This window comes from Lysinibacillus sp. AR18-8 (genome assembly GCF_001705465.1).
Classification (GTDB): domain Bacteria; phylum Bacillota; class Bacilli; order Bacillales_A; family Planococcaceae; genus Lysinibacillus; species Lysinibacillus capsici.
Genome location: NZ_MDGU01000025.1, coordinates 19,827 through 32,206 on the forward strand (window position 1 = coordinate 19,827; position 12,380 = coordinate 32,206).

The 12,380-nt window shown below is 36.2% G+C and carries 8 protein-coding genes and 1 pseudogene; 3 read left to right on the forward strand and 6 right to left on the reverse strand.

Translation table 11 applies throughout. From position 1 onward, the window contains the following. Positions 1-252 precede the first annotated feature (252 nt). Both BFM98_RS17785 and BFM98_RS24050 read left to right on the forward strand, forming a co-directional pair. Positions 253-4,353 (forward strand): S-layer homology domain-containing protein, encoded by a 4,101-nt coding sequence (locus BFM98_RS17785; RefSeq protein WP_066038056.1) that lies wholly within the window; start codon positions 253-255, stop codon positions 4,351-4,353. A 174-nt stretch (positions 4,354-4,527) separates the two neighbouring features. Further along, positions 4,528-4,782 carry a hypothetical protein gene (locus BFM98_RS24050; RefSeq protein ID WP_066038057.1) on the forward strand — a complete coding sequence of 85 codons (255 nt, stop codon included), beginning with the start codon at positions 4,528-4,530 and terminating at the stop codon, positions 4,780-4,782. Positions 4,783-4,895: 113 nt separating this feature from the next. On the opposite strand, the pseudogene BFM98_RS17795 reads toward BFM98_RS24050, so the two are convergent. The 6 genes and pseudogenes from BFM98_RS17795 to BFM98_RS17820 form a co-directional block, all read right to left on the reverse strand. Next, positions 4,896-6,044: pseudogene (locus BFM98_RS17795) on the reverse strand (IS3 family transposase). Positions 6,045-6,162: 118 nt separating this feature from the next. Further along, positions 6,163-6,963 (reverse strand): alpha/beta hydrolase, encoded by an 801-nt coding sequence (locus BFM98_RS17800; RefSeq protein ID WP_066038058.1) that lies wholly within the window; start codon positions 6,961-6,963, stop codon positions 6,163-6,165. Next, positions 6,960-7,958 (reverse strand): ABC transporter substrate-binding protein, encoded by a 999-nt coding sequence (locus BFM98_RS17805; RefSeq protein WP_066038059.1) that lies wholly within the window; start codon positions 7,956-7,958, stop codon positions 6,960-6,962. The genes BFM98_RS17800 and BFM98_RS17805 overlap by 4 nt, the downstream gene beginning before the upstream one ends. 45 nt (positions 7,959-8,003) lie before the next feature. Next, positions 8,004-9,188: a helix-turn-helix domain-containing protein gene (locus BFM98_RS17810; protein WP_066038060.1), complete on the reverse strand. Its 1,185-nt coding sequence runs from the start codon at positions 9,186-9,188 to the stop codon at positions 8,004-8,006. A gap of 32 nt (positions 9,189-9,220) precedes the next feature. Next, positions 9,221-10,855 (reverse strand): helix-turn-helix domain-containing protein, encoded by a 1,635-nt coding sequence (locus BFM98_RS17815; RefSeq protein ID WP_066038061.1) that lies wholly within the window; start codon positions 10,853-10,855, stop codon positions 9,221-9,223. A gap of 97 nt (positions 10,856-10,952) precedes the next feature. Further along, positions 10,953-11,909, reverse strand: coding sequence for an ABC transporter substrate-binding protein (locus BFM98_RS17820; protein ID WP_175400772.1), 957 nt, complete (start codon positions 11,907-11,909; stop codon positions 10,953-10,955). A gap of 220 nt (positions 11,910-12,129) precedes the next feature. Here BFM98_RS17820 and BFM98_RS24655 point away from each other — a divergent pair, with 220 nt between their 5' ends. After that, positions 12,130-12,351, forward strand: coding sequence for a YbfB/YjiJ family MFS transporter (locus tag BFM98_RS24655; RefSeq protein WP_066038063.1), 222 nt, complete (start codon positions 12,130-12,132; stop codon positions 12,349-12,351). Positions 12,352-12,380 lie beyond the last annotated feature (29 nt).

Below are 12,380 nucleotides of genomic sequence, written 5' to 3' on the forward strand. Positions count from 1 at the left end.
AGCCAATTATGAATGTAACTTTACTGGCTTCTTTTTTATGTATTGCAAACTATGAATTTTTAAATATTCAGTGATGGAAAGCTTATGGACTTGCATAGTAAAGAAATCGTATTTTAGTCTCTAACTCTAGAAGAAATTTACCCTACTATTTTAGATTTATCTATGAAGGTTCACTAGTCTTTGGTCGATATAAAGGATATGAGCAAATGATATTTGTACGTATCAAAATACATAAACGAAAGGAAGAGTGGAATGGATAAATCTAAAATCCAAAAAGTAAATAAAGCCTTGATTGCAACAGTATTTGCTTCAAGTGGGATTGCTGCAGTAGTATCACCACCAAAAGCAGCAGCGGCTACTTCTCCCTTTACGGATATTAACCAATACTCGGATAATTATAATGAAATATTAAAACTATATTCTCAGGGCGTAATGAGCGGTTTTGCGGATAATACTTTCCGTCCTGATGTCAGTGTAACTCGTGGAGAGGCAGCGAAAATGCTGGCAACTGCGTTAAAATTGGATACAAAAAATATCCAAGATCCTTACTATAAGGATGTTCCAAAGGGCAATCAATATTATAAATACGTAGCGGCATTGCAAAATGCAGGTATTATGTCGGGCTATTCAAATGGCATGTTTATGCCGAATGAAGTGTTGACTAGAGGGGAACTAGCCAAAATGGTTGTAGTTGGATTCCATCTAGAGGTATCCCCTACATACAATAATATTTTCAAAGATGTGAATAGCAAAACAAACAATGCCATCTATATTCAAACTTTAATCGATTTGAATATTACAAAGGGCACAACTCCTGTTACATTTTCTCCATTTGATCCTGTTACTCGCGGACAGTTTGCTTCGTTTGTAGTGGGTTCACAAGAGAAGAAAAATAATGAAACATCTTACAAAATCACAAATGTGGATGATGACGCAGTTTATATAAATGGCCAGTCATATACAATTCCAGAGAGTCTTGCTCATATTTTTAACGAATATAATGCTCCGGTGTTAAAAGGTGCATTCATTGAGGGAGATTTATCGAGTAAGGGAATTCGCTCCATTTCAAAATTGACCCTTAATGCAAGTGGGACAAGCACACGTTCTCTAGATTTTGATGGAAATTACGGTTCTTTTGGTGCAACGATTGTAGTAAATGGTAATTATATAGAATTCTCGAATATGACGCTGACAGGGACAATGTTTGTCAACGAAACCGTTCGCCCACCATTGCATTTAGGGGCTACTTACAATCAACCATTAGCTCTTGGTCGTGTGGCAAGTAACAATATTTCATTTATTAATTGGTCAAACCCAGATAACAATAAAGGCGATGATTCGTCAAATAACAATTCGAACGATCTTCAAAATTGGACAAAACCAAATACTGAAAATGACAAGCCTTTTGTTAACTGGTCTAAAGAAAAAGAGGAAATGAAAAATGTTGAGAAGTATTTAGAATTCTATAACAGCAGTGTTTCTCGGCTAGTAGTTTCTCAAACTGGTACAAAAATTGAAACAAATACAAAACTACCACGTGTAGACATCATTGGGAATGTCCGAGAGTTTGAAATTCAAGGCAATATTGGCACGTTAAATTTAAATACTGAAACAAAGCTTACAATTTATGTTTCAGGAAATATCGATTGGATCAATTACAATAGCTACACAGATCTAGAGCTGTATATTGATGGACGAATTGGCACATTATTTGTTGATAATTCATATGGCAAAATTGATATTGGAGATTATACGTATATTGATAAGGTCATCTTACCTAAGGATGGATCACCAAATAATATCTTCGACGATTTCCTCGATGATAAAGATAATATAGGCAATATTACTGATCCAGATGGCAAACCAATTGATAAAGAGGAAAATGAGAATCAAAATCCTGATGATAAAACAAAACCAATCATTAGTATTACGAATGTAAAAGTCCTAAATGGCAGCGAAATTCAAGCAGATTTCACTTCTGATGAAGTCGGTACGTACTATTATATTGTGCGTGAAAAGGGCGCAGAGGTACCAAATAAAAGTGAAATGGTTAACCGTCTCTCAAATAAGAACGTAGCACATGGAACTGCGGCAGCCATCAAAGGAACAAACTCAATTAAGGTTTCTAATTTAGGTGAGAAAAAAGAATATGTTATCTACATTATGGTTGTGGATGGCTCGAAAAATGCATCGGACATAGTTTCTCAAGAGTTCCAAATGAAAGATGGAACTCCGCCAAGAGTAGAAAAACTAAATGTGACAGCTTTACATGGAGGCACACGTGCTAAATTCACATTTAAAGCTACTGAGCCTGGGGACTATTATTATTATGTACGTAAGGAAACATCAGCTCCTGCCCCAACAACAGCAGATATCATTGCTGACCCAACAACAGTTAAGGGTAAAGCAATAGCTGGTAACCTAGGGATAGAAGATATATTAAAAGGCTTGGAGGCTAAAACAAAATATCAACTTTACGTTGTTATGAAGGATGAGTCAGGTAACTTCTCAATTGATCCTGCTGTATGGACTGACTTTACAACAGAGGAACTGGATGATATTGCACCATTTATCCCTATTGAAAAACAACGACTAGAACTGACAGGATTAAATGAAATTACTGTCCATTTTAGTGAACCACTTGACGAAGAAGCTGCAAAAAATGTGAAAAATTATGTTTTAAGTGGTACTGGGATTATGAGTATTTCAGGACAAAAAGAAATAAATCCATCTAAGGTAGACTATAAGGAAAATGATACAAAGGTAACGCTAACAATACCGTCAGCAACAGGACTTATTAATAATGATACGATTCGTGTCACTATAGAACCTACATTATATGACCTTGCAGGTAATGAATTTGAAAATAGTAGAACTCATGAAAAACCGCGGAATTTTGCTGTTTACACACATGAGGATACACGATCGCCTTTATTAACAATTAAAAGTGTTGAAACAAACGATCAATATGATCATGGTCTTTTAAACGTTAATGCATCTAAGGCTGGGACATATTATTATGTTATTTTACCTACAAATAATAGAGTCTCAGATTTATCTATGCGAGATATAATGGATAAAAAATTGAATGCGTTACTGCCAAGTGGTACAAATAATGAATTAACATTACAGGACGTACCACTAAATTTATATGGAGGTTCAAGAGCCATTGAGATAGGAGACAGTCAGTTAAATATTCCAATACCCAATAATTTAACAAAGTTCCATTCTTGGAGTATTTACATTTTTATGGCTGATCGTTCTGGGAACTTGACAGAAAAAATACAGACAATTGAACTTGTTAAAGATAGAACTGCGCCAGAAATTATGAATGGTATTGTAAAGCCTCAAGAAGGTGATGCTACAGCAAAACTAGATATTAATTCTAATGAGGCTGGTCAAATTCGTTATATATTAAAACGTAAAGATGAACAACCACCAACATTAGAAGAAGTAAAAAATTCAAGTAAAACACTCGAATTAAAGGAAGGTCCGCAAACAACTGAAGTATTTGCTGTTCCTGAGGCTCATAAAGACTATGTGCTTTACTATGTAGCCAGAGATTTAGCAGGAAATACAACGGAATTAGAAAAGGCTGAATTTTATTCTGATGGAACTAAACCAAAAGTTGAAGATGTAATTGTAAGAGATAAAAATGAATTTGAAATAACATTTAGTGAAGCCATAATGCGAGGATTAGATGAGAAATCAACAATTACCCTAAACGAAGGTGACTCGCTTGATAGTTTATTAGTTATGACAGGAGCAAATTTGAGTGATTACAAGTTTGTTAGCTACACACAGGGAACAAAGACAACAGAAAAGAGTAGGTTAGTCATCAAATTCACGGGAACACCTCCAACAAATGTGGATAAAACATTTAGTATTAACATGAAACCAAATGTATTAGATTCTTTAAAGGCTAAGAATACATTTGATGCTGATGATATTGGTGAGTATGTTTATGTTAATTTATCACCAACAGTTGAAACGGCAGTATTAAGCAATGCAAAAGGTAACTTAGTTACAAACAACGGAACACCTTATAGTAAAGATTTATTTATACGTATTAAATTAAATCAAGAACGTCAGTATGTTGAATATTATTATGTAGTAACAAATGGTAAAGCTCCTGATAAAGCAGAAGAAATAATAAATCCAGGAGATTCAAATTTAATAACTGGTAATGGAAAAGTTACAAGTAATACTTCTCGAATTGAAGAAACTTTATCTGTGCGTCCAGGCATTCCATATAGTTTTGTGGAAGGTGATATGATTTACACTGTTCTTAGAGATCAATATGGAAATATTTCACCGGTTACTCCTGGGTATGCAATTACAAGTCCAAAGTAAGCAAGGACGATAAGTAACTTTTAGAAACGATTATTTGTCGAAAAAAATAGATTAAAATATGAGACAAATTAGAACACCTCTTGTTGAAAATAGGTACTGTAGCCTATGAATTCATCGAAGGGGTGTTTTTTACATAAACCCAGAGGAATTAACTAATTATAGTAAATTTTTTGATTGAGACGAATAACGAATATAGACCAACAAAATTTAAAAGTTAGAGTAACTTTTAGTAATTCCTTCTTTGTTTTACTTTATTCTGCTAAAGAGGCACAAAATGCTTTTGAGAAATTAAAGCAAGAGCCATTGTGGAACTCCTTACCTGCCGTGAAAAACAATAAAGTGCATTTCATTGAGGATAAATGGAATTATGATGATATGACAACGAGTAACATGTTGCTAGGGGAATTTTCAAATATGTTAACAAAATAAGCTGATAGTAGAGGTTAAGGGCAACCCTTAGCCTTTTTTCTTTGGCCTAGGTTAGAAAAAAGTCCAAGTGGATAGGGACTGAACCCCATTAGTGAGACAGTCTCAAAAAAGCATCACCCAACCAGTTTCCGATAATTAATTGGAGACTGGTTGTTTAATTTCAATTGAATACGAGTATTGTTATAATAATTTATATAATCTCTTAAGGTTTGATCTACAATGGCCGTTGTAGTTCGAGTTAATCCGTCGAGATAAAACGTTTCTGCTTTGAGTGTCGCATGAAACGATTCAATTGGGGCATTATCAGCGGGCGTTCCTTTACGGGACATGCTCATGATAATGCCCTTTTCTTTGGCTTGTTGATACGCTGCTGAAGTATAAACCGCGCCCTGATCGCTGTGTAAAAGACAACCTTGCGGTAAAACAGGTAATTGCTGAAGTGTATCTAACACAAGATTTACATTTTGAGTATCAGAAATCGTATAAGCAATAATTTCACCATTAAATAAATCGAGTATACTAGATAGATATAACGTTTTCCCACCAAAAGGTAAGTAGGTAATATCTGTAACGAGTTTCTCAAAGCACTTTTGTGATGTAAATTCACGATTCATCAGATTATTAGCCACGTAATGTGGTTGTCCTGTTTGTTTACGTTTTTTAACTTTCACACGACCATTGCCAACCATACTTTTGCATTATACGTTGCACAGCCTTATGGTTCACAACCCGATCTTGTCTTAAGATAGCTGTGATTTTTCGATAACCATAACGATATTTATTTGCTTTACAAAGTTCCCCAACGCTTTTCTCTAATTGGTACGCCCCTTGAATCCGTTTGGATTCTTGACGCCATCTATAATACGTAGATCGAGGGACATTCAATATTGCACATAGTTCTTGAACAGTTGCTTGTTCTTTTAAGTTTTCAATTATCTCCACAATTACTTGTCCAACCACTTCCTTTCCAATTCGGCGTACTTTTTTAAAACTTCAATTTGTTGCTTTAAAAATTTATTTTCTATCTCCAACTGTTCGATAGCTGAAAGATCATCTGGACCTTTCCCAAAAGTATATTGCTTTCCCACAGGTTGTTAGAAACGATCTATTTCACCATTCTTATACCAACGTGTCCATGTTTCTATTTGAGTGTCATTACGAATATTTAATTCTGCTAATATCACCTTTGTAGGAATACCCTGTAACTTCATTTCAACTGCTTTTAATTTTACTTCTTGCGGATAACTCACTCTCGTTCCCATAAAAATAAGCACCTCCAATAGATATTAGGATACATTACCCTAAATTCAATTGAAGATGCTTTTTTGTTTTGTCTAACCCGAAGGGGTCAGTTCAGATATGACCACTTGGGCTTTTTAGCTAGGAATTTAAAAATCGCGGAAGTCGACCAAGCATACCAGGCAGGACACTCACATGGTCCTCCTCATCAAACTTCACATAATTAGTATGAATGTTTTGGTCGCTTAAATGCTTCAGTCGTTCAGCCGCTAGATCAGCTCCCTCTAACATATCTGGCAACTCGTTAGCACCTATTGTGAGTAAGAGATTGATAGCATGCTGACCGTTCCAATCATCAAAACATCTGTCTATTACTTTTAGTACTGCATTGTCAGCCCACCAAACAGAGGGACTGCCAGCTACAATGTGACTGAATAAGTGAGGTTTTGCACATAAAGCATATAGTGTGAAAAGACCGCCTAAAGAATGACCAACAATCGCTTGCTTCTTTTTATTGATAGGCCACTCCTTTGCTATAGCAGGCATGAGCTCATGTTCAATAAAATCTAAGAACTCATTAGCTTTGCCGTTTGGAGGCCAAGGCGTTCCATCTGGACGTGGTGGCAGATGTTCTTTGTTAACAGGTAGTGTAAAATCGAGACAGCGTCGCTCCATATCAAAAGGTTCCTGTGAGGGATAACCGATGCCAATAACAAGAATAGGATCATAGCCTTTTGGTTTACGTGTTTGTAATTTCACTGCCTCTGCAAGTGTTGGAAAAAGGGCGTCCCCATCTAAGGCGTAGATGACAGTATAACCATCTGCTGGTGGTTCATCTGTTGGGCTTGCAATTAAAATGCGATAATCTAGCTGTTGACGAGATGTCATGGCAACTTCAAAGTAGTTTTCTGATGTATAAGGTTTCTTTGTCATTGTTATCATGGCGCTAAAAACTCCAATACATCTTCTATCACTTTTCCTTGAGCATGAATACCGCCATTTAGCCAGTAATCCGCGGATGTCTCAAATACTTGATTGTTTTTGAAGGCTGCTGTACTTTGCCAAATTTTACTGTTCTTCAACTCATTTAAAAATTCATCCCCAAGATTACCATCATTGATTAGGAAAATATAATCGGCATCCAGTTCAGGTAGAATCTCCAATGATACTTCGAAGGCACCATTTTTCACGTAGCTGCTTTGTTCAAATCCTAATTCATGTGTTAAGACATACCCACTAAAATACTCATCTGTCATGAAAAACATACCTTTTGCATTAAAGCGAATTAACGCAATTTTTTTACCCTCTGTTATAGAGGATAGCTTTGTTTTTGCTACATCTACTTTTTCTTGATAATCCTGTATGGCTTGCTCAGCCTTGTCTGTTTCATCAAGTAGTTGCCCTAAAACTTTAATAGAGCCTTCTAAATCACTTGCAGCATTATTAAAAACATAGGTTGGTGCGATTTTTGCATATTTTTCATAGGTGCCATTTTCCATATAAAATGAATTGTGCAAAATAATTAAGTCTGGTTTATCTGCCATAATGGCTTCGGCTGATGGGGGACCGCTTGCAAAGCTAATTTCTGGTATACCCTGTAGCTGATCTTGTAAATAAAGCTGTGGCTTAACACCATTAGACCATTGCATAGTAGGCTTGATACCAAGAGCTAGTAATGAATCCTCCATGACAGGTGCAAAAATTTTAGTAGGCTTAGCTGGTAGTGTTACCTCATTATCAACCTCATCTTTTAGTGTTAACGGATAAATACTTTGCTCCTTTGCACTTTCTGAGGATGCCTGCGTTTCTACCTGTTCCACTTTATTGCTTGATTGGGTATTGCAGGCGGAAAGTATGCCGATAGTTAGCAAAAACATCGCTGATAAATAGGCAGATTTTATAATTGTATGACATTGAATAGGACAATTTTGTTTCATTGTTCATCAAAGTCTCCTTCCAGTGATAATCATTCTCAAATGGAATTATAAATCACTGTCTGATACGTTACCATGGACGGGGACAGGAAAAGGATTTGGATTTTTTCCGGTTAGCATAAGTAACATTTCATCTAGCATTCGGTTTATAGCAATAGCTGAGTATTCGAACCAAGGATTCGAAGGTAAAACATAGACATGTCCATTTTTTACAGCACGGAGCTCTTTCCAACGATCAAGGTATTGTAGAGTAAGCCAATAATTTCGGGTTGGTGAATCGGGACAAATGATAAATAGCAAACGGTCAGGGTCTATATTTACTAGCTGATCAAGTGTAATATGCTCATTATATGTTTGTTGGTGAGTATCGACAGAGCGAAGCTGTAAATCTGTATACAGTACATCCTGAATCCCTTTATTACAATACATAAATAATTGATCACCGCATAAACGAAGAACAGCAAACGTATCATTTTCAGCAACTTGATTAATTTCTAATCTCGCCTGTAATACCTTTTGTTCATATGTTTGAATGAAGTGCTCACCTACGCTTTGCTTTTTAACAGCTACAGCTATTTCTCTCAGCTGTGTTCGCCAATCCTTCGCTTGTATAAAGACACTTTTGATGCCAATAGTTTGAAGCCAATTAAGCATGGAGAGGGAGGGTTCCTCTTGAAAAATATGAATATCTGGCTTAGCGGAGGCTAATTTTTTGAAGTTATCCTCTGATTCTGTATCAAATATATTAACATGCACGGGAATTTTCTCTTGATAATGATTGTAATAATAAGGACTCCATTTAGCATTCAGCGGAGCCGCAACTGGTATGATACCAAGCGCTAATAAATTTCCAGTAGCGGAGACCGAAAAAGTAGAAATACGCTGGCGAGCCATCTCACTATAAGCAGAAGGTGAAATCCCAACTTCCTTTTTAAATTTTCGGCTAAAATAAAATTTGTCACTGTAACCTACTTTTCTGGCAATCTCACGAAGTAATAAATCGGTATCACGCAGTAATTGCTTGGCATGTCCGATACGTAGCGCCGTTAAATAATCTGTGGCACTTTGACCGAATGCCTTTTTAAATGCCTCTCCAAAGTAACTGGAACTCAGACCCGAAATGAGTGCTAGATGCTTAATCGTGAGAGGTTGATGATGGTTTTTAGCAATATAATCTCGAATATCCTTTAATGATATTTGAGTTGTCGTATCTGTTATACTTCCCGTTTTCATATAAATGTCACCCCTTATTATAAGTTTGAGAATTACTTGGCAGTAACCAATAGTTTTGGTAATGCACCGAGTAACTTCTCTCTTGTAAAGGCATCTCCGTAATTCCACTTTGTTGCATCCACTAAATAAGTATGGTTAGTTTGTACAGCAGGGAGTCCTTTCCACATATCGCTATTAATCAATTCCATCGTAGCCTTTTGCGATTCGGGTTTATCAGATAACAACATAAAGATACGGTCACCAGCGTACTGAGGTAAGTGATCTATTGGTATTTCTCTATACCCTTCGCCTGCTTGAAGTAGCTTTTTGACTTGTGGGTGAGGCTGAAAACCATCTGGATGAAAAAGGGCAGGGGATAGACCTGTACAGCCCATAATAAAAAGGCGTTTACCATGATCAAAAGTCAAAACTGATGCCGTTTCACCAGGCTCTACAACTGTTTGTAGCTGCTGCCACATAGTATTTTCTTGGATTTTAAAATATTCTAGCCAATCTTCTGCACGCTGTTGTTGGCTAAGCCACTGCCCTAATAAAAGAACGCGTTCCTCCAATGAATCCCAGGAATTTAGGGTAACTGTTGGTGCAATAGAAGATAGTGCTTGATATTGCTGCTCGTCATTATTTGTAAAGATAATTAAATCAGGGTTCAGCTTCGAAGATTTTTCAAGATTGATTGGAAAGGCAACATCTTGAATATAAGGAACATGGTTTTTATAGAAGGATTTACTAATAGAGTTTTTGTTACCACCTATTGGCTGCACATCAAAAATCAACATATCCCCAAACGTTTCTCCATGATAAATAACACGATGCGGTGAACGAGGAATGGCTACCTCGTGTCCTGTCCAATCTTTTACAACAGTTTTTTGTTTATATTGTCGTGCAAACTGTTTTGGAGGAATTCCAATTACCTGTCGGAAGCGGCGATTAAAATAATATTCATCATCAAATCCCACTTGCTGCGCAATATCTTTTAATGGCTCATTTGTTTGTAGTAATAATTCCTTGGCATTTGTAAGACGTAAATCTGTAATATAATCAAGCGGTTTCTTCCCAGTTAAGGTTTGGAAGATCGTACTATATTGCCATTGAGCTATACGAGCGAGTTCCGCTAGCTTTTTCACTGTTAAAGGCTGTTGAAAATAGTTATGTATATAGTCGATAGTTTCTTCAACCGCCTTTGTCATTGTCAACTGGTAGTTCATATGAAGCTGATGTTCAAATAATAAATTTAAGAGTTCATACAAGACTCCTTGTTGTTTAAGAAAATCCAATTTAGGATTTAAATTATACAGATCTTCGCTAAGACGAATTAATCGTGTATACGGATAAATTGTATATTCCACTTCATCAGAAAAAATAGATCCTAGATGTGGGGAAGGGTGCTTATGTTTTAGCTGAAAGGCTGAAAAGGCAATTTTATAGAAACGGTAACCATGATTTATATCCGATAAATCAATCATAGAATGGGGCTGAACAAGAAAAATTTTTCCTTTGGTCACCAAATAGGGTATATCATCAATCGTTAATGTCCCACAGCCATTTGTAAAAAGTATCATCGTATGATGAGAAGTCGAGATAAACGGATAGCTCTGCGAAATACAGTCAATATCTTCTAAATGAAATAGTAAATCATTGTTAATAGAAGCTGATTTATTGTCTTCCATCTGTTCACCTCCTTAGTAAATGAAAATGATTATCAATTAACTGTATTGTATAAAAAGTAAAGAGACATTTCAACAAAGATGAAATGTCTCTTGTTAGTTATTTTTTCAACATAGTAGGTAATTGTGATAACAGCCATTCTCTTGTTGAGGCATCGCTATCACTTTTTTCAATATCAAATGTGTAGACATGACCGTTCTTCACTGCCGGTAGGTTCTTCCAAATTGGACTTTCCATCATTTCTTTTGTCGATTGTTTGGCTTCATCATCGACTGGTGTGAGGATGAAAATTCGATCACCAGCATATTCAGGAAGAAGTTCTGTGGAGATTTCAGCAAAGCCTGTTCCATCATCAAGAATTTTTTGTATGTTGTCGCCAGGCTTAAGCACATTTGAATCGTATAAAACTTGAGAAAGTCCAGCACGTGCCATGACAAATAATCGATCTCCTGGATAATATGTTAAAACCGATGCCGTTTCATCTGGTTTAATGATGTCATCAGCTACAAGCGACTCCCACATTTTATCCGCTTTTTCTGTATAAGCATCCATCCATTGAGTTGCTTCTTCTTTTTTATTAAGTATATCGCCCAGCTCTGTTAAACGTTGGTTTAAGGGCGCAAAAGTATCAAACACGATAGTAGGGGCGATTTTAGAAAGCTGTGAATATGTTTTTTCATCTGAAGTACCAATAATGATAAGATCAGGCTTTAATGACAATGTTTTTTCCACATTAATAGGAAAACCAACGTCCTCCACATCTTTTACGCGATCTTCCCAAGCGTAATTTGTAATCCAAGAGAAGCCAGCACCAACTGTTTTGATATTCAATGCAAGTAAATCACCGTATCCTTCTCCATGATAAACCACTCTCTCAGGATCTACAGGAATTTCAACCTCATGACCTAAATAATCCTTATAAACACGAGTGGTTGATGCTGATGTTGTTGTCTCTTCCTTCTTTGTTTCTTCATTGGTAGAACCACAAGCAGCCAGTAGGATACTAACCAGTAATAATAGGCTATAAATGAGCAAATGTCGCTTTAATTTTTTCATGTCTCTTCCTCCGTAAATGATAATCATTATCGATATAGGCTAGCATAAATTAGTATGTGACCTAGAACAATGGATAAAATGAAAAAGGGCCATTAAGGTTTATCCAAAAATCTAACTGTAACCTTAAAATAAAATCCGTTTTACCTTATAAGTATCCTTCCATTGGTGGAGAATGGACCTTTTATTGGACTAAGATTCGTGTAATGAAAGGGGGTTAAAAATGAAAAATTATTGGATGTTTGTCATAACAGGAGTGCTATTAATTGTTACAACTACGGGATTTGGTCGCATGGCATATGGAGTTATATTGCCGTTTATGCAGGAAGGAATGAATTTCACGACCACTCAATCTGGTTACTTAGGAACAATGCTGTTTTTAGGTTATTTACTAACAGTGCCGGAATACTTACAACACACATTGGTGCAAAAAATGTTCTGTTAGTAGGGGGAGCCTGTGTCATTTTAGGGTAG